The sequence below is a fragment of the Candidatus Poseidonia alphae genome (genome assembly GCF_943787815.1).
GTDB classification, from domain to species: domain Archaea; phylum Thermoplasmatota; class Poseidoniia; order Poseidoniales; family Poseidoniaceae; genus Poseidonia; species Poseidonia alphae.
Window position 1 is genome coordinate 177,605 of sequence record NZ_CALSNW010000003.1, and the last position, 23,201, is coordinate 200,805.

14 protein-coding genes are annotated in these 23,201 nt (G+C 50.6%); 7 read left to right on the forward strand and 7 right to left on the reverse strand.

Features of this window, described 5'->3' with window-relative positions; genetic code table 11:
• Positions 1-10: 10 nt before the first annotated feature.
• Entirely contained in the window at positions 11-649 is a 639-nt protein-coding gene (locus AAA857_RS05615) for a hypothetical protein (RefSeq protein WP_338173976.1), read from the forward strand.
• Here AAA857_RS05615 and AAA857_RS05620 read toward each other — a convergent pair.
• Together AAA857_RS05620 and AAA857_RS05625 are read right to left on the reverse strand one after the other, a co-directional pair.
• On the reverse strand, positions 637-1,365 hold the full coding sequence (locus AAA857_RS05620) for a hypothetical protein (protein WP_338173977.1): 729 nt from the start codon (positions 1,363-1,365) through the stop codon (positions 637-639). The two genes, AAA857_RS05615 and AAA857_RS05620, sit on opposite strands and share 13 nt — an antisense overlap.
• Positions 1,332-2,351, reverse strand: coding sequence for an NAD-dependent epimerase/dehydratase family protein (locus AAA857_RS05625; protein ID WP_338173978.1), 1,020 nt, complete (start codon positions 2,349-2,351; stop codon positions 1,332-1,334). Before AAA857_RS05625 ends, AAA857_RS05620 begins: the two co-directional genes overlap by 34 nt.
• 68 nt (positions 2,352-2,419) lie before the next feature.
• Between AAA857_RS05625 and cysS the strand changes: the two genes are divergently transcribed.
• Entirely contained in the window at positions 2,420-3,907 is a 1,488-nt protein-coding gene (gene cysS, locus AAA857_RS05630) for a cysteine--tRNA ligase (RefSeq protein WP_338173979.1), read from the forward strand.
• Here the strand turns inward: cysS and AAA857_RS05635 are convergent, their stop codons facing one another.
• Positions 3,908-6,466, reverse strand: a complete 2,559-nt coding sequence (locus AAA857_RS05635) for an amidohydrolase family protein (protein WP_338173980.1) — start codon at positions 6,464-6,466, stop codon at positions 3,908-3,910.
• A gap of 95 nt (positions 6,467-6,561) precedes the next feature.
• Between AAA857_RS05635 and trxA the strand changes: the two genes are divergently transcribed.
• The 3 genes from trxA to AAA857_RS05650 all read left to right on the forward strand — a co-directional run bounded on the left by trxA (position 6,562) and on the right by AAA857_RS05650 (position 10,866).
• On the forward strand, positions 6,562-6,933 hold the full coding sequence (gene trxA / locus AAA857_RS05640) for a thioredoxin (protein WP_338173981.1): 372 nt from the start codon (positions 6,562-6,564) through the stop codon (positions 6,931-6,933).
• A gap of 49 nt (positions 6,934-6,982) precedes the next feature.
• Positions 6,983-8,791 carry a CocE/NonD family hydrolase gene (locus AAA857_RS05645; protein WP_338173982.1) on the forward strand — a complete coding sequence of 603 codons (1,809 nt, stop codon included), beginning with the start codon at positions 6,983-6,985 and terminating at the stop codon, positions 8,789-8,791.
• A gap of 83 nt (positions 8,792-8,874) precedes the next feature.
• Positions 8,875-10,866 carry a hypothetical protein gene (locus AAA857_RS05650; RefSeq protein WP_338173983.1) on the forward strand — a complete coding sequence of 664 codons (1,992 nt, stop codon included), beginning with the start codon at positions 8,875-8,877 and terminating at the stop codon, positions 10,864-10,866.
• A 117-nt stretch (positions 10,867-10,983) separates the two neighbouring features.
• Here AAA857_RS05650 and AAA857_RS05655 read toward each other — a convergent pair whose 3' ends face one another.
• Complete coding sequence (locus AAA857_RS05655; RefSeq protein WP_338173984.1) at positions 10,984-11,238, reverse strand: hypothetical protein; 255 nt, start codon at positions 11,236-11,238, stop codon at positions 10,984-10,986.
• Positions 11,239-11,245: 7 nt separating this feature from the next.
• On the opposite strand from AAA857_RS05655, the gene AAA857_RS05660 reads away from it, so the two are divergent.
• Complete coding sequence (locus AAA857_RS05660) at positions 11,246-11,653, forward strand: hypothetical protein (RefSeq protein WP_338173985.1); 408 nt, start codon at positions 11,246-11,248, stop codon at positions 11,651-11,653.
• A gap of 9 nt (positions 11,654-11,662) precedes the next feature.
• On the opposite strand, the gene AAA857_RS05665 is transcribed toward AAA857_RS05660, so the two are convergent.
• The 3 genes from AAA857_RS05665 to ileS are packed head-to-tail and all read right to left on the reverse strand — an operon-like array spanning position 11,663 to position 17,164.
• Positions 11,663-13,057 (reverse strand): hypothetical protein, encoded by a 1,395-nt coding sequence (locus AAA857_RS05665; RefSeq protein WP_338173986.1) that lies wholly within the window; start codon positions 13,055-13,057, stop codon positions 11,663-11,665.
• A 51-nt stretch (positions 13,058-13,108) separates the two neighbouring features.
• Positions 13,109-13,864: a helical backbone metal receptor gene (locus AAA857_RS05670; protein WP_338173987.1), complete on the reverse strand. Its 756-nt coding sequence runs from the start codon at positions 13,862-13,864 to the stop codon at positions 13,109-13,111.
• A 9-nt stretch (positions 13,865-13,873) separates the two neighbouring features.
• Positions 13,874-17,164 (reverse strand): isoleucine--tRNA ligase, encoded by a 3,291-nt coding sequence (ileS, locus tag AAA857_RS05675; RefSeq protein WP_338173988.1) that lies wholly within the window; start codon positions 17,162-17,164, stop codon positions 13,874-13,876.
• Positions 17,165-17,327: 163 nt separating this feature from the next.
• On the opposite strand from ileS, the gene AAA857_RS05680 reads away from it, so the two are divergent.
• Entirely contained in the window at positions 17,328-23,192 is a 5,865-nt protein-coding gene (locus AAA857_RS05680) for a hypothetical protein (RefSeq protein ID WP_338173989.1), read from the forward strand.
• Positions 23,193-23,201: the final 9 nt, after the last annotated feature.

Here is a 23,201-nt window from a genome sequence, read left to right on the forward strand (position 1 = left end):
GACCGTAGTTGTGGAGTGGACTACTTTGGGGTCGTTACTGGCCCTTCTTGCTGTTGGGATGGCCGTGCCAGGGCCTAATAACTCGACATGCGCTGCGCATGCATCAATACACGGGCGGCGGTCAAACATCGTGTTGATTGCAGGGCTTGGAATTGGATTCTTTGGCGTGAATGTTCTTTGCGGTTTAGCGGTCAATTCGTTTGATCCGGAAAGTTTTGTTGGGAAATTGCTTCACTATATTGGGTCCCTACTCATGATTGCTCTGGGAGTTTTGCTGATCTTCATCGGTCGTTCAACGTCGGTGTTCAATCTGGTTGAAACAATTCCCAAATTGGGATTGCGGACAGGGATTGTCATGCAGATTGTTAATACCAAGCAATGGATGGTTATTTTTGCCTTGATGACCGTCATGCTAGCATCGTTCGAATCTGAACCAGGTGGTATTCCTGGGGGTGTTGCCGGCACGCTTGTCATAGCGACCATCAATACCACCTTTGGACTGTTTTCGATGGGGCTATGGACCAATATCGGGCATCACGTCCAAGAACGAATCTCAAACCCTAAATGGGGGAGAGTCGTCATATTAGGTTTAGGAGTTCTACTGCTGATTTTGAGCCTACTGATGCTGTTAAGGTATCATTTTGCTTGATTTGAAACGGTTTCAGAGCTGACCGTTTGGTCTTCTTCAGCCTCCTTCAAATCCATTCCAAAGGATGCTAACGCCACCATGAGTCCACCAACAACAAGATATTCTGCTGGTCCTGCAAAATTGATACCAAATTGAGCCTTGTTGAGAAACTCCTCCGTGGTTAATCCGTTGGTGTCAAAAGTACTCACGGCGTACTGGAACGCCACGATCATCACGACCAGTGCGATGAGGGAGGTTGCAATTCCGACCTTCCTTAATTTTGCACCGGGGCTTGTTGTTGAATCAAGCGCGAGGTGCCCCATTGTGGCCCAAACGATGCCGCCTCCAAAAGCAATCATTGAAGCATAAATATGCATGTCAATGTGGTCGTACATGTCGTAGTATGCGACCAGTATCACATGGAAACCAACAACGATACCAGCGCCACACGATGCATTCCACAAGCGTTGATTCTTTGGTTTCAATCCATGGTAGAGATGCCAGGCAAACATCATCTGAAGGATTCCAGAAAGAACAAGCCCTGATGTGAATACGGTTCGTTGGAGTCCAGGGTAGTCTGCTTCAGAAATAAAGATGGGAAACGTCCTTGCCCCACCGGCAAAATGAACGGCCATTGCAACAATCACGGTAATCGTTGGAGCCAACCAACTGAGGACAGCAAGGAAACGTCCTTGATTTTGAGTCAAAGGTAAGCGTCGACCGTATCTTTGATGCATGTGTCAAAACCCTCCCATTCCATACCAAGTACTCGTTCCGCCTTTTCACTTGAATAATTCGTATCTCCTTTCTTAAGAGATTTTACTACTGCGCGGGTTAAATAGCGTTGCTTACCAAGTAAGCCACCGAACCAATCTTGGAACACAGCTATGGGGAGCAAGGCGTTAGGCAGTGCGATTTTTGGGGATTTCGTATCGGGATACAATTCTCGTATTTTCCGGCAGATGGTTGACAGCGTCAAGTTCGTATGTGGTGCGAGAATGAAACGTCCTTCTGCTTCATCGACCTCAAAGGCACGACGATGGGCTCGTGCAACATCACGGACATGGACTACAGCCATTGGAAATTTAGGGGCCACCGGGAAGGCTCCTTTCATCGCATCTTGGAAGAAATCAACGCTGGGTGTGGGGCGTGCAAAACCTCCACCGAGTACAGCGGTTGGATTGATCGCTCGGACATCGAGACGAAGTTGTTCAGCAAGTTCCCATGCCAACTTTTCAGCTTGTGTTTTTGCAGTCGTATAGGGGAGATTTGTGTCCGTCTGCCAGTCGGACTCATCCTTGATTTTACCCTTCGGCTCTGTCCCTACTGCAGCGGTACTTGATGTGTAAATCACTCTTGGGATTTGAGCGTTCGCAGCGGCGTGGAACAAGTGCATTGTGCCCTTGTTCGCTGTGTCAAGAATCGCTTGAGTATCGCCTTGTGTGCTGTAGATGGTGGCTGTATGAAACAATCCATCGCACCCAGCCAAGTGTTCTGACCAACCATCGGCATCCAGCACATCCCCTTCAACAAGTTCCAATCGGTCTTCGACTCCCAAATCCTTTGCATGTTGCAGCACATGGTCAACCTTTGATGGGTCAGTGAGGGAACGAACGGAGCCCTTGACGCTGTATCCATGTTCAAGCAGGTCGCGAACAATATGGTTTCCAATGTGGCCGTTCACACCGGTGACGAAGATACGGCGCCCTGAACTCTCTTCCATACTGTCGCCCAGCGACAGGTCTCGTATGAACCTTCAAGTGTGGCTGCATGCACCGCCGCATGAGACCCATGCCCATTCGCGTTCACGACACGAAACGACGAGAAAAGGTAGACTTCACTACCCTTGAACCGGGCAAGGTTTCGATGTATGTTTGTGGCGTGACGGTCTACGACCGTTGTCATCTCGGCCATGCACGATGTTACCTTGCTTTTGATCTAATTCACCGTTGGCTTGAAGCAAGCGGCTTTGATGTTGATTACGTCCAGAACTTCACCGATATCGATGACAAGATCATCGCTCGAGCCAATGAATTGGACGGGGATTGGAAAGCATTGGTGGACCAAAACATTGAGGCATACTACGAAGATATGGACGCACTCAACATTCTCAGGGCAGATGCATACCCGAGATGCACGGATTATGTTGACAAAATGATCTCAATTACAGAGGACCTCATCGATAAGAAGCACGCCTATGTGACGGAAGATGGCGTCTACTTTCACGTTGATTCAGCTCCTGAAAAATACGGTATGCTCACCGGTCAATCCATTGACGCCGTTCGTTCAGGCGCGGGTGGTCGAGTTGGTGGGACCGGTTCAGGTAAACGTGATCACAAGGATTTCGCATTATGGAAGGCAGCCAAACCCAACGAACCAACATGGGAGTCACCCTGGGGGCCCGGGCGACCCGGATGGCACATTGAGTGTACGGCGATGTCTCTTGACCACTTTGACAAGGAATTCGACATCCATGGCGGAGGTCACGACCTACGATTCCCTCATCATGAAGCCGAAATTTTCCAAGGTGAATGCCACACCGGTCACTCACCGGTCGTTCACCATTGGCTGCACAACGGCTTTGTGAACATCGATGGAGAAAAGATGAGTAAATCTCTCGGGAATTTTTGGACGATTCGCGACATTCTACAGCATGTTGATGCTATGGTACTCCGATTCGCTCTCATCAACGCACATTACCGTTCACCTATTGATATGAATGAAACCCTCCTCAAAGATGCAGAGCGCAACTATAACCGCGTTCTAGAATCGTATGTGTCGGCTTTGAAGGCGCGCTCTGATGAATCTCCCGTGAGCCTTCCCAAGTCCGATTTGACTTCGGAGCAACCCCTCGCCAGGACCTTGGGCCTGCTCGAAAAAATGGCTGAAGGTTTCGCACGTGCGATGGATGACGATTTCAATTCAAGAGAAGCCGTTGCCAAAGTTCTCGGCATGGCCCGTGAGATCGGGAAAATGTTGCAATTTGGACTTGATGAAACCGACATGAATGCATTTGGAAATTACGCGGTCCAACTCCTCGAAGAGACAGCAGGAACCGTCCTTGGTATTCTTCCAAGCCGTGAGATGGCATTAGCAGAACCTGAAGAAGACCCGCGCCGAGCGGAAATTGCTGATGAGGTGGAAGAATTGTTGTTGCAACGAAGCGAAGCAAGAACCAACAAAGATTGGCCCCGTGCGGATGCAATTCGAGATGAACTCAATGCGCTCGGCGTTGTCGTTGTTGATACATCGGAAGGCCCTACTTGGGACCTTGCGTGATCATTCTTCCTCTTTCGGGGGCTCCATCGGAGGCATCGAGGGTACGAACGCAACGTCTTGCAATACTTCCTCATTTCCTTCCTCCCACATTTTCTCAATGCGGACCTCTGCGGCTAGGGCGTCTTCCCCTCCTCGAGATACAAAGAACAAAGCCACAAGCAAGACAATGACAATGCCGAAGAACAACAACAAGGCTTTGTCCCTGGTTTCCTCTTCACTTGATTGTTGGTCGTCGAGAGGATTGTTCGGGATGTCCGTTCCGTCATTATCGGTGGAATCACCGTTGGTATCGGTTCCTCCACTGTCGGTCGAATCGTTGGTAGTATCCGTGTTTCCGTTATTGTCTCCGGAATTATCGTTTCCTCCGTCATTGCAAGGTGGATTGGTTCCATCATCACAGGGTATGACGGTTGGGCCTTCGATCACTTGGAAGTCGGTGACAGCGGGTAAATTTTCTCCACGGTCATAATAACGGTCGTACAACAATGACATGCTGATTTGAGCATTGGCGTTTTCTGAACCGTTAATGACGTTGAAGTAGCGTTCATCACCGTAGGTGTACCACGGGTCAAGTCCAACGTTTGTCATTCCGGAAGTGACGCTGTTAAAGTCAGATGCATCACCAAAAGCTGCTGACATTTCATCGGGGTCAAATCGCATGGCCATGGTAAGGTTTTCAGTAATGCTGGCCCATGTTTGAGCACCTTCAGGTGCTGCGAGGTAGGTGATGTCCAGAGATTTTCCGAAGGCTCCGGCAGGTTCATGATCGGTCCCTTTGAGCGCAGTCATCATGTCGGTATCCCCGTAAATAGCCAGTCCACCAACGATTGAAAGGCGAATGTCAGGGTCAACTGCATTGATGAGATTGCGGTAGGGGTTGGTGTGGATGTTGTCGACGACGACCAAGTCAGCAGCAGTTCCTTTGACAATGGTGCCGACTTCGTTCTGCCAATTTGTAGCCAGTGCGGCTCCAGATGTGACCATCTCGACCATTTCATAATCGGTGAAAATATCTCCAAGCATTTCATCGTCCCACAAATCGGCAACTTTGAGTTCATGAAGCGGCGACTTTGAGCCCGAGGGTGCCCAGTCGGGTGCAAGGGTGATGTGTACTCCTGCTGCCTTTGCTGCTGCGACATCTGCTGTATTTCCGTACAGCAACAGATTGGATAGAGGCGACCAAACCAAGGTCGAGCCTGCAGCGGCCATCTGTGTGAATTCATTTTGTCCAAGCGCTACGCCGTGAATGAGAACAAGTTCACCAACCAGCAAATTATTCTGTACGAGGATGTCAAACTCGGCCCGACTGCGTTCGTCAACGCCTTCAGCGATGTGGACAAACCAAGCATCCAATTCTTTGCTGGCATTTCCGTTCTTGATGTGATTTCCAACGTAATCCGATGTGAGTTCAGTGACCTTGGTATGGATTTCATCTCTTTGGAAATTGTAGTCCTCAATGTTACGGGCTAAGATGGTCCCGTAGCTGTCACTGGGGTTCATTGGGCTGCCTTGGGCAGCGGTAGTCCCGCCGACGATCGATTTCATTTCGATGTATTTCATGGCCTCCGATTCCATGTTCCAATACGGTCCAGAATGAACCAACATCTTGGGCTTAGTTACTTGTTCGCTGTAATCAGGGTGGTTTTTCCACTCGTAGCGGTTGTTGTAGCCACCCCATTCGTTTTGGCTGTTTTGTGAAAGGTGGGTGTCCATGTCCCAAAGTGGGGCTTGATTGTAGTGCAAGTGATTGTGGAGGTCGATCAAACCGGGGTAAATCGTTCCGTCAGTTTCGATCACAGGAACGTTAGAGATTTGAATGTTTGAAGGAGCGGTATCTCCCCATACAGCCTCAATCATTCCGTCTTGAACAAGGATGTGCCCTTCGTTGATGACATGTGCTTCGCCCGTCATTGGAACGACCCTTCCCTTGAGGATGTATGCACCCTCATGGCTGTTATCGCTAAGGCCGTAGCAACGAACCATATTTTGAGCGACGATATAGGTTGCTGAACCATCCCATCCTGGTGTGGGTGGGCTAACTTTGGTAACGGTTCCGGAGAGGTCTTTCATGTACGAAGTATCCCACCATGAGTCTTCAGCAGGATATGAAAGCGAGTCGATGAGGTTTCCATTGGCGTCAGAGATGCTGGCTGAGTCAGGGTCAAAGTAATCCAGTTCGATTCGGGAACTGTCTCGGAAAATCACGATGTATCCATCAGCCTCAATGGTTGTGTTCCAAGCCAAGCGACATGGTGCAGATCCTGCCTCTGGTGAATCGTCAAGAAGCCAGTTTGAGACATCAATCGGTTCAGACCCGCTGTTCCAGAGTTCAATGAACTGGTCGGAAGATGATCCGGTATAACCGTCGTTGTTCCAATCCGTACCGTTGTAGTCTTCGGAAGATGCCGATACGAGGATTTCACTGATTCGGATATCACTGGAATCCCGCCCTACTGTGGGCATGATTTCAGTATCTTCTTGCATCGAGATTGCAGGTCCTACCGTGGACATCAGGAACAAGGCTGACATGAGTATGGCGAGTATTGTGCCGTTTCGCATGAATGGTGGGAGAACGATTCAGCACATCAAGCAATCCCTTGTTGTCTTTGAGAGCAGGACATGAGTTCAAAAGGCATCAATGCCCAGCCCTCGCTATGGCCACCCTCGATTTGACCGAACCCATATTTGCTGAAACCATTGAAAACAACGACATCGTTATTTTGGATTTTTGGGCCGAATGGTGTGGCCCGTGCAAGGCTTACGGTCCTGTTTATGAGCGAGTTTCGGAAAAATATCCGGATGTTGTATTTGGGAAAATTGACACTGAAGACCAACAAGAACTTGCAGGGATGTTCGGGATTCGTTCGATTCCAACCACCATCGTTTTCAAGGAGGGAATCGGTGTATTCATGCAACCTGGAGCACTTCCCGAGGAGGCACTTCAAGACCTCGTTGAAAAAATCAAGGAAATCGACATGGACGAAGTGCGAGCTGAAATGGCCGAAAAAGAAGCCAATGAATCCTAAGGCCCAAGCATCCGATTGGTTCAAGAAACGCCGCCTCACCGGATACCATATGGACGTCAAGCCTTGGCTCGTGATGCTGCTCTTTACCACGAGCATGCTCGCTGGATGTTTCGGAGAGCAAAAAATTGATGACGGAGGCATAGAAACCCCCTATGACGTCTACCCTGACCCTTGGGACAGAACCAACCTTTCCTACGATGACAGCGATATTTTCTCCCGTGTTTCCATGAACGGTTCACATGGAATTGGTGCGGTACAATCCGTGTATGTTGAAGTCCCAAGCATCACTGCGGCAGACGGCGGTTCGGGACTCACCGGTGGAGCACAAGTCCACCTCGGCCTCTGGCTACCAGTGATTGAGGGATGCGATTACGAGAGCGAAAGTTTGGACGAATCCTGTCTTGTTCCAGTCATTGCCGAAATCGGTCCGTATTATGACGATGGAGATGTTGACGCCTTGACTCCAGCTGACCGCCTCGGAAAGATGTTGATTGAAAATTATGTTCCGCATGGTTTTGGCGTCGCCCAAGTTTCAGTGTTCGGGACGGGAGAATCAAATCATTGTATGGACCTCATGGGGACCGACGAACAACGAGGTATTGATGCTGCAGTGACCTGGTTAGGGACGCAAGCATGGTCAAACGGCAAAGTCGGTCTCATCGGTAAATCCTATGACGGGTCAACACCATGGCAGGCTGCTACCTTCGGCAATCCCCACTTGGCTACCATCGTCCCAATGTCCGGTCTCATCGGAGTTCATGAGTTGATGTGGCGAAACGGAAGCATGGAAGCAAGAGGTATGATCATGCATAACGGTGTTTACGGTTCATTTGGAATTGATGGAGACGCTGAAGACCCGGAAAATCTTTGCGAGGGTTACCTCGAAGGATACGCTAACGGACCAGCAGCCTACCTTTCAGGAGGAATGGTAGATTATGCCGGCAATACCTACTGGACCGAACGCTCTTTCTTGGACCGTGTGGTTGAAAATTACAACGGTTCGGTCTACATCATTCAAGGCATGCAGGATTGGAACGTCGACCCGCACATGGCCTTTCCAACGCATCAAATTGTCGAAGATGCAGGCATCGAAATTAAAACACTAGCAGGTCAATGGGCGCACGATTACCCGGACCGAAGCACAGGTCACAGCACGCTCCCGTCCGGCAAGGGCTTGGAAGCTTACCCCTACACGCTTAGATGGGACTGGGCGGATGAGATGTTGTACTGGTTCGACTGGTACCTCAAAGGAGAAGGGCGAGCCCCTGAACTTGGAGTTGAAATGCAAGACAATCGTGGAGGATGGCGATTTGAGTCCACATATCCTGCAGAGGATACCTTCTATCTCGAAGTTGGTGCGGCTGATATGAGCCCGTCCAGCGCTTCAATGGTCACGGGCACTGAAACCATCACGCTCACGTATGGGCCGTTTGACTCGGATGTTTACATTGCAGGAATGCCTACCTTCCATATCCCCATCACCCCCCACACGGCCAACGGAGCTCACGCATTCTTGGAAATGACCGATGGGTCAGGGTTGCGACTTGGCCATGCTGTTATGGATTTCCGATTCGCAGACGGAGGGCGCGACGGAGGTGTCGCTCTCGTTGCGTTCAGCACCGTTCTTGGAAAGATGGAATTCATGCCCATGGATGTCTTCATTGAAGAGGGTGAGACCATCACCATCACCATGACACAAACCGGAGAAGATTACGTACCATCACCAGCCGCTCTTGGGGGATATTCAGTCAATTGGGCTGGTGCGAGCATGACGCTCCCGATCGTCAATCGTACTTGCGCTGACTTGTTCCAAGCTCCAATTCACGGCTACGGCGAAGACGGGTCGCGTGTTTGTTGAAGGTTCACTTTGACTCCAAGAAGCCAAGTTCAGCCGCATCCCCTTGCGTCATCCTCTTAAGCCCTTGACAAACGATGGGTCGTATGGTTTTGAGCGCTCTTCCAGGTGTAAGCGAACGAATGGCTAAGAAAATGACGGAGCATTTCGGCTCTGAAGAAGCCGTAGTATCAACTCTGGAATCCGGTGATGTAGGCCGTTTGGCAGAGGTGGAAGGCCTCTCAGTGAAGCGAGCGCTTTCTCTTGCACGAAGTTTTGCTGGCGATGCCGGTCAGTTCTTAGCGACCAAGGAAGCAGTTCGTCTCCATCAACAACTCATGGCTCATCTCCAATCCTTCGCTGCATGTGCTGCATCTCGGGAACGTATGAGCCTCCTCACTCCTATTGCCCAACCGGAGCGCCGTCAAGAATACGTTAGAGCAGCCATGAAACTTTCCAACGAATGGCTGGTTCAACAACAGCAAGCATGGTCTTCGTTAACCCGTCTCCGTGACGTCAATGAGCGCTATGAGCGCGTGGTTGTAAGCCACGAACCCATGGACGAACTGAAAAAATATTGCCGTGTTCTTCAGCCCGGTGAAAACGAGACATGGAAAGACTATACCGTATTCAAGACCGTAACTTGGGTCGGAAAAGGTGCACCTATGGAGACCCCAGACGGTTGGCTCGTTCTTGGACAACCGAGCGAACCTTCTCTTCTGGTTCCAGAACGAACCATTGACTGGTTCAACATCAATCGCAAGACCCTCAATACGCTTTGCACGTTGATCGATGAATTCAATCAAGGCGATTATGCCAGCAATCATGCTCTTTCTGATTTAGCAGAGAGTTTGGATGAACTCGTTGAACTCCCCCAAGCCCTTGACGCCTTGGGGGACGGTTCAAAAATTGAGGAGGTTGAACGCATCAAAGATAATCTCTGGAAGGAGGCCAAGCGGCTTGAAACAGAAGTGAACAATGAGGTTGAGCAAGCGATGAACGATGCTAAAATGGCCCTCTCTGGTGCCGAATTGTTGGAAGCGTTAGCGGATGGAGCAGCCTTTCAACGTAAACTCAAGGAAGCAACAGGTCATGTCATTCAGGAGGCCATGCAGCGAGCACGCGACCATCTGGCTGAATTCTTGGAACCCGCAGGAATGCGATGCCCGTATGAGATCTTCACGAAGACATGGCCTGCGAAGATTGACCGTCAAACGATTGACGGCATCGACGGGACGCTCGAATCCAAGCTCAAGGCTGAGCAAACAGAACATCTCGTAACTCTTGCTCGTTTGCTCGGTCCGATGAAGATGCGCTGTGAGCGAGCCGTTCAGCGCATGATTGAATGCGACCAATGGCTCGCCATCGCGAGATGGGCCCATCACGATTCCTGTGTGATGCCGGAACTTGTTGACCATGGGATTTGGCTTGAACAGGGCCGTCACATCCTTCTTGGGGTGGCGCCAGACCCTGTCACTTACGGACTTGGCATGGCTGCCGAGAAGGGCGATAAGCAAACCTTAGCCCTGCTAACAGGAGCCAATTCAGGGGGTAAGACAACCCTGCTTGAATGCCTCGCACATGCCTCGATTTTAGCTCACATGGGCTTGCCAGTACCGGCAGACAAAGCCAGAATCGGCAAGGTTGATGCGCTTCACATTCTTGCAAAAGCAGGAGGCACTCAGAGCGCAGGTGCACTGGAACAGACTCTGATTGAACTTGCCTCTGTTGTGAGTGATAATATGCCTAAACTCATTCTTGCTGACGAACTCGAAGCCATTACTGAACCCGGAGCAGGTGCACGAATCATCGGAGGAATGCTTCTTGCAGCAGCCTCACAACCCGATACAACAATGATGCTTGTAACTCACCTTGCTCCAGCCATTCTAGAGGCCACAGGCCGTGATGATTTACGGGTCGACGGTATTGAAGCCCGAGGGCTTGGCGAAGATTTAGAATTGGTTGTTGACCGAACTCCACGGAGAAATTATTTGGCGAGGTCAACCCCTGAATTGATTCTAAGACGGCTTGAGAGAAAAACAACAGGAGCGATACAGGATTTGTTTGTATCCATCCTTGCTGGTTTTGAAGACGCGTGAAAACATGGTTTTTAGCCTGTTTCAGCCTATATGTTCAAATGTAGGATGATTTCATAACTTGGTTCATGCAACTGAGTGATGATGGAAATTTTATGTGGAATGGAACAGAATGGATACCTAATCCCGACGCAGCGTTAGCAACACCGGATCACAAGGTGGTGGAAGAAGTCGTAACCCGCCCCCTGAGCCAACGCCTGAGCCAATGGCTTCTTCAGCCCCTATTGCTGTAAATTCCGCTCCTATGGTCATGGAGCCAATGGCGACGTTGCCTGGCGCAATGGTCGTAGGGCCCCCCATGGCTTCTTCCTCTGGAGCATCTGCAATCAACATGGCTGCAGCACTATCTGTATTCAAATACGGTTTGTTGAGCATACTAGGGATGATTCTGTCAGTGATTGTCCTTTCAATCGTCTGGGCAGGTGCAATGGCCGTTGCTTTTGCAGGATCAGGGGATGACGGTGGCGGTCCAATCGCTCTCATCAGTGTGTTTGGTGCTCTTCTCATCACGGTTATTGGTTACGGTCAAATGATCATTTATCCCGTTGGTGTAGCCTTGAAGGATGGACGCAGCGATGCAGTCGCCTTTGGCTATGTTGATTCATGGAAGACCTCCATTGCTGGATTTATTGAATCCGTCGGAGTCACCGGTGGAATGGCGTTCATCATCGGAATCGGGGCATACCTCGAAAGCGTAGAATTGATGGGGATTGGTGCCTTTGCATTTGTCATTTTCATGGTGGGATACGTACCTTACATGGTGCGTAAAGCTGCAGAAATTATGAACTGATGCAGTTCATCAATTTGGTAGTTCCAACTCAACTGCGAAGAGCGGGTCAGGGTCAGTAGAATCGTGATAGGCAACAACCACCCCACCATCGTTAAGGATTGCTAACGAGGCGAAGTCAAAACGAATGTCATTGCCAGCACCGGAAGTGGAGTCAAGGTCCCCAAGTCCAACGTAGGTGAGCGTGTCGGGACTCATGTCCTCACTGTAGCCCCGGACATGATAGACGGTGTCTACATCTGGGCCTTCTGTGGACTGGTAACGAACATTGAGAACAAAGAGGTCAAGTTCACCGTTGGCCTGGAATTCCCATTCTTCGATGAGAGATGCGGTCTCACCCAACGTGTAGGTGTAATTGCTCCAAGTAACTGCGCCATCGGTTGACATGTAATGCGTGAATGTCGTCCCCGAGTTTGAAACGCAATGCAACGCTCCTGCTCGGTCGATTTGACAGTATTCCGAGGGAAATTGTACTTCAAGTTCGTTCCATGATAGGGTCGTATCCATGTAGGCTGCGTTACCGTTGGTGTAGTATGACGGGAACAGAAGTCCACCGCTTGGGACGGGGAAAGCACGCATTTCCTTGTGAGGTTTGTTGACATCCCAATACGCGGGGAGTTCTTCAGCAGTAAAATCAAGGTCGAGATCAATCGGTGGGTCCCCTCCGCTTCGGTCTGGGAATTGGAAGGGGTAGTAATTCAATCCGTCCACGCTGATTTGACCGCCTGCGTTTTGTGTTTGATGCCAAAAGTTGGAAACGACGATGCTTGCCCACTCTCCGCTTCCAAGAGACGAACTGATTGGCCCGACCACCTCGACCTGCCATGAACGGTCGTAGAAGGGTTCGGTGATTCGGTTGTAACACCACGTCCATTCCCCTTCGGATTCATCGTACAACAGTGCATAGAATTTGTCCAGTTTCAAATCCCCTCCGACATAAGGATACCAAGACATCGAAATGATATCGCCATTTGTTGCTTGTACAATACTCCCTTCGCCTAAGCCTTCCTGGCCAGGATTGGTTGGGATGAACGTACGGCACTGAGCGTCGGGAAGTGCACCTGGGATGTAGGTGTCCCATGCATGGCCACGGTCTGCGGAATACACTGGATATTCACCACCGATGTTCATGATTTGGCCCTCGATTGACGTGGCGAGATAATGTTCGCAACAGTTTCCGCCATAGGTTGCGTCGAAGACAGCCCAGGTGGTGTTGGTGGATAGATTTGTTCGCAGGTCCAAGGTGGTGAAGGTCGCCTCCAAGTCGTGAGATTGGGTATCAGCCCGTTCATAACTCTCCCAGATCGAGACGATTTCCTCTTCCTCAACTGTTCCGGAGCCATCGCCAAAACAACCAGCAAGCAGCATGGAACATACCAATACTAAACTCAACAAAGCCCGTTGCATGATTGTCCGTCCATGCGGCGTGATTTGAAGTCGTCGCTTTGAGGATAATTTTCAAATTGCCGACAATTCCTTCTCAAGTCGCTCAAGGCCTTCTGCAGTGAACGAGCCCATCCAAGTCAATGCTTCCCCGTCAATGCACAAGACCCATGGGCGTTTTCCACCCAGAGATTCCATGACGCTTGCAATGGCTTCACCTTCTTCATGAGCGAACTCATACGGCTCGCTTGAGAGAAGAATACCATCAACTCCATGCTCAATGAGGGTCTCTGCAATCACGACAGGGTATCCGGTGCCTGCTGCTTCAAATTCTGGAACCTCGAAGCCAAGCGCTTGGACCATGCCTGCAGCGTAGGTTCCCGATTGGGCAGCCATGAGCGGTTCATGCCAAATCATTGGAACGACGGTTCCACGAGAAACGGTTTTGTCCACCTCGCTAAGGGCGGCTTCAACACGTAGAGCGAGTTCCTCTCCACGCGATTCACGGTTGATGCATGAGGCCAGTTCGCGCAACATCGCTGGAACCTCATTTGGGTGTTTGACATCACAAACAAAGGTAGGGAACCCTTGTTCCACGCACCACTCATATACTGCTTTTGGATTCTCATCACGATCCAACACAACCAGTGTTGGTTGGGCTGCCTTGATCTTTGAGAGCGTAGGCGTTTTGGTACCTCCTACAACGGGAACGTCGTCGACCTGTTCTGACGGATGGATGCACCATGGCGTCCTTCCAACGATGGATGAGGAATCAAGACCAAGGTCAAACAGGGTAAGGGTCAAACTTGGTACGAGCGAAACGACTCGCATGTGAATTCCTCAAACAACGGTGAAGTGGACAACGGTTCCATCAACTTCGAAACGTTCGGCGCCAGCTGGAGGTGTAGCCTCTTTGGGATGGAAGATGCACGCTGAGGTGCGGGTTTCAGTGGCTACCCATTCTTCATCTGCAGCCATCATCGTAGGGGCATGCTCCATCCAAACTTCCAAATCAATGGTCGCCTCAAGTGCAAGGTCGAGTGTTTTGCGTCGTGCTTGTACTCGACGAGTGATGTCACGAGCCATTCCTTTCGAAAGGAGTTCGGGCGTGTCGTTCATGTCCAGCACAAGACTCACGTGCGATGTAGTCTCACCATGGCTTACCTCAACGGTCTGGGCAGCAAATCCTTCCCGTTCAACTCGCTTGACTTCTACGTCGGACCGCTCGATGGGGATCTCCATGATGGTAGCAGTTCCCGCATCAATTTCAGCGAGAAGACCCACCGGGTCGTCGGTTGATTTGATGGCGTTGGCGACATCGTTGACGTTTGCACGGGCTTTTGGGGCGAGTGCTCTGAAATTCGGAGCCAGTTCAATGCGCTGGAATCGGTCGAGGTCGTTTTCGACTTGAATGAATTCAACATTCAGCTCTTCTGCGAGTAAATCGTGGAAGGCAGACAAATCTGGGCCAGCCACAATGAACCCTTTGGAACAAGGCAATCGTTGTCGGCGGTTGTTGTCAATTCGGACCCTTCGGCCGGCCTCTGCGAGTTCTCGTACCAAATCCATCGACGCCTCAAGAGCAGGGTCATGTGGTGGTAGTGATGCTGTGGCTTTGGCTGCAGCTTCGTCCCAATGGTCTGCCGTAGCTCCTTCAATTGTACCCGGTATTCCAAGCGGCCAATCGGATTGGTGGACGGCTAAACCGGTGAGGTTCCTGTGAATGATGTCGACCATGAAAGGAGACACGGGAGCGATCAGGCGGCATACCGTTGTGAGCACTTCGTGGAGCGTGTGCTGGCATGCTAACTTGTCTCCACTTTCCGCTTCGTCCCAAAGCCGGCGACGGCTTCGACGAACGTACCAATTGGACAGGTCGTTGACGATGAAATCTTCCAAGTCTCGACACGCTTTGTGGAATTGCCAGTTGACGAAACCATCGTGATATTCGGTGGCCACGGTGTTCAAACGTGATAAAATCCATCGGTCCAACTCCGGGCGTTGGGCTGGGTCGCTGCTGGATGATTCGGGGTCAAACCCGTCTAAAGCTGCGTAATCTGCATGGAACTTGTACACGTTCCACAGGGTGAGGAACATCTTTGCATAGGTTTCCCGAACACCATTGGAATCAAACTTCAAAGGATTCCAAGGGGCACCCGCAGTGACCATGTACCAGCGTGTGGCGTCAGCACCTTCACGATTGAAATGGTCCCAAGGGTCAACGATGTTCCCTCTGGACTTGGACATCTTCTTTCCTTCGGCGTCAAGAATCAGACCGAGCGAGAGGCATCGTTTGTACGCTTTGCTGTCAAACACGGTTGTTGATACAGCAAGTAGGGTGTAAAACCACCCTCGGGTTTGGTCAACACCTTCACAGATGTAGTCAACTGGGAACGATGCATCAAATTGTTCTCCACCGTCAAAGGGATGATGCCACTGAGCAAAGGAAGCACAGCCAGAGTCAAACCAACAGTCCATGACAAAGGGTTCTCTGTGCATGGGTTGGCCGTCATCGGAGAGGAGTGTGAAACCATCAACAATCGGACGGTGAAGGTCAACATCATCCGGGCATTCAGGATTTTCAATACCAGATGCAACCGCCTTTGCGACTTCCTCTTGGAGTTCTGAAATTGAACCGATGCATTTCATTTGACCGTCTTCGGTTCGCCATACGGGCAGTGGAGTTCCCCAATAGCGTTCACGTGAAATGGCCCAATCTTTGACGTTACGAAGCCATTCACCAAACCGACCTTCGCCGACCCAATCCGGAGCCCATTCAACTTCGTTGTTGAACTCAAGGAGTCGTTCTTTCACTGCGGTCATCCGTACAAACCACGAATCCATGGCGTAGTAGAGCAGAGGATGGTCGGTTCTCCAGCAATGCGGGTAGTCGTGAGCGTATTCTTTCTCCCTGTAGAGCAATCCACTTTGCGGGCCTTTTCCGTTTGAACCGCCAGTTGCGCTGAGGAGACCGATGATGGTAGCATCACAGTCCTTGACGTAGATTCCGTCGAGTTCTGGGTGAGTCCCTTCGATGAAATTACCGTCCATTCCCACGGTGTGATGGGCTGGAAGCCCGGCATCCATCCCAAGGTTGTAATCGTCCTCACCGTACATGACTGCGGTATGTACGACGCCGGTACCGTCGGTTGTCGTGACCCAATCGGCTTCAAGAACGGTCCAAGCGGTCACCGAGTCCTTACGCGGTACGGCGTCAGGGAACAACGGTTCGTAGGAACGTCCAACCAGGCTGCTGCCGGGGAATTCTTCAACGATTTCAACATGGTGGCGCAACACTTCTTTCATGAGGTCCTTTGCGAGAATGAGTTCTTCACCAACATCAGCGCCTCCAGCACCGGTCCATGACTCACCAGCAGCTTCTTTGACGCGGCATCGAACGTATGTCACTTCAGGCCCAACCGCCAAGCCAACGTTTCCGGGGAGGGTCCACGGCGTGGTGGTCCACGCCAAGATGGATGCATCTTCGTCAGTTAGTTTGAATTTCACATAAACTGAAGGTTCCTCAACTTCCTTGTATCCCAAAGCGACTTCGTGACTGGAATATGAGGTTCCCGTTTGAGGGCAATATGGAAGAACTTTGTGACCTCGGTAGAGGTAGCCTTTGTCGAACATTTGCTTGAGTGCCCACCAACACGACTCAACGTAATTGTTGTCAAGCGTGACATAGGGGTTGTCCAAATCAACCCAGTAGGCCATTCGTTCGGTCATCTCCCTCCAAGCAGCCTCGTAGGTCCAAACCGATTCTCTGCAGGCCTGATTAAAAGCGTCCATTCCGAATTGTTGGATGGCTTCGTTGCTCATGAGATCAAGGCGTTTTTGGACTTCAATTTCTACAGGAAGTCCGTGCGTGTCCCATCCTCCCTTTCGCTCAACTCTGAATCCCTCCATTGTCTTCCAACGGCAAACGAGATCTTTGTAGGTTCGGGCAACAACGTGATGGATGCCTGGTTTTCCATTTGCGGTAGGAGGGCCTTCTAAGAAAATGAACGGTGCTCCATTCTTACGATTTTGAATGGAGGAAACAAAAGCTTGTTCTGATTTCCATTGCTCCAACAGTTCGGTTTCCAAGCGAACAGCATCCAGTTCACCTGCAGAAGAGGGTTGAGCCATACTCCTTCCACCCGCGAACTTGTTTTCAACCTCACTCCCGAAACAGTTCATTTGAGTCAAGTATGAGACCCAATGGGTGAAATGGGGTTTTGTTCCTTAACGGGCTCGTAAAGTAAACTTTTGGAGGCGTATGTTTCAAGTCCTTGGATGCATACCGAAAGGCATGGCGGATAGGTCTACGAGGGGTCAAGCGTTGGTTCTCGTCACATTGCTTCTGTTCAGCACTTGGGCTTCCACGCTTGATTGGAGTCACGAACCCAGCGATGAGGTGGCCTTTGACGAAGTCAACCCGAGTCACGTGGGTGCAGGCTCAAGCACCGATTTGACGGTTTCCTCAACCATGAATTCCAACCTGAAGTTGGATTTGCCCGCTGATGAACCGGTGACGAGTGCAGAATTGAATTTCAAACCAAAGACACTCCCCACTCAATCGGGTTTTGTTTGGGATGACTCAACCGATTGGGAGCACTCCGACGCTCTTGTCAACGGAACCTCAGTATCTAACGGCCACCTCACTGCATCGTCCGCTGGAAACCTCTGGGATTTCAACGCGAACAACAACGGTTGGACCTTTTCCAACAGCCTTGCTGCGAGGGTTACCAGCCCTGCGTGCGGTTTTAACGGCACCGCCCCGGGCGCTTCTCTTCGAACCTACGGCGGTTCAACGTACGCCACCTCCCCTGTCATCAATCTTGCAGGAGGCGCTAACGTCCCCTTCCATGCTTGGGTTCACGAAGGTCGCAGCGGATGCGGCGAAACACCAGACGCCAGTGAAAACCTGCAATTTCAATACAAAACTGCGGCTGGCATATGGACTGCATTCCGAACCTTCAACGGCGGCAGTCCCTCAACCAGCAACTTCCAGTACATGACGACCCTTCCTGCTGCAGCCCTCCATGTAAATTCGCAGTTTAGAATTCATCAAACCGGGGGCAGTGGAGGCAGCGGGACGTGTTGCGACTTTTGGTTCGTTGATGACGTCCACATCGCAACTCCCCCTGAATCCAACTGGACAAGCCCTTCGCTTGGCCATGCAAACAGCGTAACTCAGCCACTGGCGGAAGATACCTATGCTCCACTTTACATCGAAGCACAAATTCCAACAGGGGCTTATCTCAATTGGTCCATTCTTGACGGCTCGGGGGAAGTTGTGCCTGGAATGAAAGGTGTAAACCAAGCGATGATTCCAATCGATCTCCTCGACTACGCTGAAATCGATGAATTCCGTCTCCATCTGGAGTTCAAGGGCTCCGCAGCAGGAATCCCAGTCGTTTACTCCATCACAGGCGATGGTGCACGAACGGAATCATTCCAAGAACCCCCAACTGAGCGCGGATGGGAACTGAACGGTTCTTCCTTTATTGAAGAGGTACCCATTAACACTTCAGCCAGCGGTTGTGGCGTAGATGACTCTTTTGCGGACATTGTGTCGTTCGCCAAATACCCGGTCTTCAATCTCAGTCAATCGTTCCAAGGAACCATGATTTTGAAATGCAACCCGCTTGGAATGCCTATTCGTGCTCAATGGTCCATCGTAGACAACAGCGGGGCAACAGTGGCCTCAGGTTCCTCTCAGGCCGTTCCAGCAAACCGAATATCAAGTGCATACACGTCGTTCAATATCTTCTCTTCGCAACTCAATAACACCGTCCCAAAGGATTACACCCTGCGTACCGTGTATGAGGTCCTTCGTCCAACATCGCCAGGCTACACCCAAGTGGCCTGGTCGAATGCTTCATTTTCAACGGTCAATTGGTCAGGTAGCGGTACAAGTCCACTCTTTGCGGCAAATCCATGCATCTCCGACCCATCCTTTTCATCCGTCGATGTGTTCGCAACCCAAGACGCTTATTCCCGTGGGGAACTTTTGGACATGGTCATCTTTGGTGGTTGCTATCCAAGCAGTAACTTTCCAACGACACGAGCATCTTGGGAACTTGTGAATCCTTCCGGAGGAGTGCTGCATTCAGGCCAAGTATCACGCAATTCGGCAACCCCCGTCGTGAGCCGGTCAATCAACGGCCTTTCCCTCACCAACGCCGTTCCAGGCATCAACAACATCAACGTGTATTTAGAAGCCTTCAACACCTCATCCTCTCAATGGTTTGCACTGGACACGAGCACGTTTGAGGTCACGATTGATGAGAGATTACCCAACACCGTTCACGGCGGTGCATTCGATTCTGTAACCTCGCCTTGGTTCCTTGGTAGTTCAACGCTTTATGATCTTGAGGTCAATGCAATTGCCACGAACGCCCAATTCGAAATACGTCATCATCCGTTGCAGCCTTGGACCGTTGTCACACTCCCGCACAACCCCACAGTGGATGCAGAATCTGTTGGACTTCAGATTCGTGTTTCTGCACTTCCTCCAACCGATGGAAACATGAGCAATTTTTCATATTGGTACCTTGAAAGCAACGAAGTAGGCCTCTACGGCGGTCAAGTTCCGTCTCAAGCAGGATTGGACATCAACCTCGATGGTCGGTTTGAATGGGGCAGGGATGAAGCTCGCGTTGGGAGTTGGGGCGCTCAGGACCGGTTCGGTAATACCGAAGAACGAGCGGAAGTGACGCTTAATGCCGGCTCACCGGCTGTGGTCAAGGCATTGGTGCCTTCCGATGATTTGACATCATTCAGGTTCAGTTATCTCGTAGAAAACGGCCAAATAAACGATGTCGCTCTCTTCGTTCAAAACACACCCATCGCCAATTATTCCTCATCGAACTCAGCCGACACATTCGTACTGACAACAAGTGAATTCTCTGCGCTGGTTGCCGAATTGGGCCAGGTTGGAAATACGATTTCTGTATCCGGAACTGAATTCACCGAAGTCCGAATTGAATTGGCCGGGCAAGGCACAGCCATCCTTGGAGGATTGCGAGCCACGTACAATGCATCTCACAACTTCGTGGCCGATGCCGACTCGCCCTTTGTCATGAATCTCAATCAAGCACGAACATCTGTACCAAACATCGGGGGAATTCAATCGGTCCCATTGCCGTTTTTATCGAGTGAGCGTGGAGGCCTGACGGTTGAAGTTGTTCAATTGGATACTTCAAGCGCAGTTGTCCTGCAAAACGGTGAGATGCATGATGTTCAAACCGTCCTAACGCCCAGTCAAAAATGGCAGACCATCACCACCGAATACGAAGTTTTAGGAAGTTCCATTACACACCATAGACTCGACGTGTTCAGTGCGACCCATCAAGCAGTCTGGCTTTTCCCAGCTGGTGGCGGATCCCCTGCGGGTATCCTTGATTCCAACTTGGTTGAACTTCACCCAACCATGCCCATTGAATCGATTGTAGACGGCACGACGGTGACTACGAACATCACGTTCCGATTGCGACCGATGTGGGACGATGAAATGCTGGTCACGGCGACATCACGTCTGGTTCTGCAAAGCAGTGTTATCGCCATCCCATTTTCTCACACATGGGGCGACTTCAACACACAGGGTTATGAAAACGACCTCGAGATTAAAGGTGTAGAATTCTCCAATCAATTCGGCCTCTTCACTGAAAGCCGACAATATCTGAAAGGTGGCGAGCAAATGAACGTGTCCGTCAACATTGGATTTGAGGGGCTCTCAACAGATGAAGCGTTCCAAGATGGTGATGCAAAATTGACCCTCTACCGTGATGGAAACGAACTCTTCAACACGACCTCGCTGGATGGAACGTATTGGAATACAACCCTCAACATTCCGTTCACCTATGCCGATGTGACTTGGACAATTGGTTTTGAGGCCCTCAATGGCTCAACCATCCTCGAACCGGTGGAAGTGTCTCGTACGTTCACCGTAGATTCTGTAAAACCGCGTGTGATGTCTTCTTCCGTTGAACGCTATGACCACCGCACGCCAAGTCCAACACAGGTTCTGCAAATTACGATCACCGACCAACCCGTTCTACCGACCAACGTGAACGCCATGGTATGGAAGGAGTGGGTCGACGATTCAAACCTCAACGGATGGCCTGACGAGGGAGAATACAACTCTCAGTCCATGCTTCTGCCGAGTGATTTGACGGCACTTACAGGTGTTTACACGCTGATGCTTGACGATACTGCGGCGAGTTTAGGCCAGAAGGTTGCCGTCTACGTTGAAGGGACCGACCCTTCAGGCTACTCCATTCTTGATGGAGGGTCATCCGATGAAGGACAACAACTCTTCGTTTACCAACTCGCTGTAGACGGGGCACCTTCGCTTGAAGCCGATGCATTCGCATGGCAGGGTGGACGAAAAGCATGGCTTCATCCAGCACAGCCCTATGAACTGGATGTCAAAATTACTGAACCCAACGGTGGCTCAGACCTTGCGACCGTAGAAATCCAACTTGCTCATAATCAAGGCAGTGATACGATGTCCATCGTGTGGGATTTCAATACCGGAAATTGTACCACAGAATCGATTCACTTACTCATTTCAGATTGCGAGATGATGGGTGCAAACGGTCCTGCTGATCCGTTTGAAAAGGATATGTTGTTGAATGTTGAACTGCAGTTCGGGTGGAACACGCCCGATTTGGGCGATAACCGTCGTGAACCATCGATTCGAGTTGTTGACCGAGCAGGACAAGAGTCCGTGAAAACATTCCCCGAACACCGTTGGCGTTTCTCTGCTGGATTGGGTGTCCCTGATGAAACCGTCAATCTCTTCTTGACCTCAGGTTCCTTCCTCGGCGACGGTGCACGTGTTACTCCATTGACTCAAATGGAAGTCTCTGGGGCCTTGGAGTTCGTAGAGACTCATACGATTCCAGAATTCGACTGCGATGTTGAAGTTCTGTTTGCGGGACAGACTGTTCGAGCAATGGCGGTTGATGGCATTTGGTCTGTTGAATTACAGGCGCCTGTGGTTTCAGGCTCATTTTCGTTAACATGGAATGTGGCTTGCCTTGAGGGACAAGGTACTGACCTCACGGACAAAGAAAATTCAGTCCGCTGGATTCGAGTGGATGGAACCGGTCCTGAACCGATTGAAGTTCTCTCGCCCCGTCCGCAGGCCATCCTTGGTGGTGAAGACCACGAAGTCCGTGTAGTTCTCCAAGAATTGGGCGGTTTAGACGTTCAATCGTTGGAGTTGGTTTGGCGTGTTGAAGACTTCCTTACCGGCGATACGCTTCGCTCTGGACGCGTTCCAATGAGTCTTGTTGGAGACGAAATTGATGGCAATTATCTCGAGGTTTATGCCAATATGGACCTGACTGAAATCACCAATGAGATGATGTTGGACCGAATGATTGTGTCCATTCGAATCGACGGTCGTGACCTTGCTGGTAACGATGTTCTCAGCATTGGAGGAGAACCTGCTGGCCTCATGATTTCGACGTGGAACATGGAATGGCTCCAACCTAAATTCGAACTTTCACCGTCTGCAGTGTCCTATTCGCGTCTCTTGATCGATGTTGGTGAGACCACTTCGGTTCAACTTGAGGTAGAAAACACAGGCTCCCTTGCAGGCTCAATCGATGTCATCTTCGAATCGGTTGAGTTTGATGGAACCCGTGAACTGATCCAACGAACCTCCGTCACTGCCGAAGCAGGTGGAATTGGGCTTGTGACCTTGGATTGGGGACCGACAAGCCCAGGTGTTCAATGGGTCGTCGCTACCCTTGATAATGGCGCTACCAGCAGTGGCCCTACTGTGGACGTCCGTGCTGCAGTAGAACCATCCCTTGGAGAGAAGGTGTTTGGAGACGTGAACCCCATCATTGGAACCATTACGGGTCTCCTCTTCTTCTCCATCATCGTCACCCTCTTGGTCATGATGAAACGCATGACTGCAAATCAAGGTTCAAAAATATCGTACGATTGGGACGAATACTCCTCGGAACTTGAGGACGATGAAGAGGATGACTATGAGGACGATGATGATTCAGATTCTGGTGAAGCCCAACAATCCGATGGCGGGCTTGAAACCGACTGGGTCAAAGGCGCCGATGGTTACTGGTGGTATCACGATAAAGCAACGAATGAATGGTGGTACAAAGACGCTGATGGCGAAATTGTCAAACATCCTTGATTTGAGGTG

Bases quoted from the DNA above. Each gene is read 5' to 3' on its own strand.
- AAA857_RS05660 (WP_338173985.1), top strand. From the start codon at position 11,246: ATGATTCTGTCAGTGATTGTCCTTTCAATCGTCTGGGCAGGTGCAATG.
- AAA857_RS05650 (WP_338173983.1), top strand. From the start codon at position 8,875: ATGGTTTTGAGCGCTCTTCCAGGTGTAAGCGAACGAATGGCTAAGAAA.
- AAA857_RS05655 (WP_338173984.1), bottom strand. From the start codon at position 11,238: ATGCTCAACAAACCGTATTTGAATACAGATAGTGCTGCAGCCATGTTG.
- trxA (WP_338173981.1), top strand. From the start codon at position 6,562: ATGGCCACCCTCGATTTGACCGAACCCATATTTGCTGAAACCATTGAA.
- AAA857_RS05670 (WP_338173987.1), bottom strand. From the start codon at position 13,864: ATGCGAGTCGTTTCGCTCGTACCAAGTTTGACCCTTACCCTGTTTGAC.
- AAA857_RS05645 (WP_338173982.1), top strand. From the start codon at position 6,983: ATGGACGTCAAGCCTTGGCTCGTGATGCTGCTCTTTACCACGAGCATG.
- AAA857_RS05620 (WP_338173977.1), bottom strand. From the start codon at position 1,365: ATGCATCAAAGATACGGTCGACGCTTACCTTTGACTCAAAATCAAGGA.
- AAA857_RS05625 (WP_338173978.1), bottom strand. From the start codon at position 2,351: ATGGAAGAGAGTTCAGGGCGCCGTATCTTCGTCACCGGTGTGAACGGC.
- AAA857_RS05665 (WP_338173986.1), bottom strand. From the start codon at position 13,057: ATGCAACGGGCTTTGTTGAGTTTAGTATTGGTATGTTCCATGCTGCTT.
- AAA857_RS05680 (WP_338173989.1), top strand. From the start codon at position 17,328: ATGGCGGATAGGTCTACGAGGGGTCAAGCGTTGGTTCTCGTCACATTG.
- ileS (WP_338173988.1), bottom strand. From the start codon at position 17,164: ATGGCTCAACCCTCTTCTGCAGGTGAACTGGATGCTGTTCGCTTGGAA.
- cysS (WP_338173979.1), top strand. From the start codon at position 2,420: ATGCCCATTCGCGTTCACGACACGAAACGACGAGAAAAGGTAGACTTC.
- AAA857_RS05635 (WP_338173980.1), bottom strand. From the start codon at position 6,466: ATGCGAAACGGCACAATACTCGCCATACTCATGTCAGCCTTGTTCCTG.